Annotated in this window: 1 protein-coding gene; it reads left to right on the top strand. The window is 44.2% G+C overall.

The genetic code is table 11. From position 1 onward, the window contains the following. Nucleotides 1-72 precede the first annotated feature (72 nt). Nucleotides 73-198 (top strand): TetR family transcriptional regulator, encoded by a 126-nt coding sequence (locus FS628_RS33290; protein ID WP_369008913.1) that lies wholly within the window; start codon nt 73-75, stop codon nt 196-198. Nucleotides 199-274 lie beyond the last annotated feature (76 nt).

The following is a 274-nucleotide window of genomic DNA, read 5'->3' as shown; positions in this document are numbered from 1 at the left end:
GTTTTCTGAACAGGAGGGAAGTGAATGGGGAGAAGGAAAGAGTTGGAAGAGTGAGTTGTAGTGGATAAAGGGATGAGAGTTTTTTGGGAAGAAGGGTATGAGAAGAGGTGTATGAGAGATGTGGTGAATGATATGGGAATTGATGGTAAAAGGTTGTATGACAGATTTGGGGATAAAGATAGGTTGTTTGTGAAGTGAGTAGATGTGTATGATGACGAAATGAGGTGGGGGGTTGGAAGAGGGGTAGGGGATTGTCAAAGGGGAAGGGAAGGAG

The sequence above is a fragment of the Paenibacillus xylanexedens genome (assembly GCF_007676705.1).
Classification (GTDB): Bacteria; Bacillota; Bacilli; order Paenibacillales; family Paenibacillaceae; genus Paenibacillus; species Paenibacillus xylanexedens_C.
Note: the sequence above shows the minus strand (reverse complement) of the source record. Positions and strands in the feature narration are given on the sequence as shown.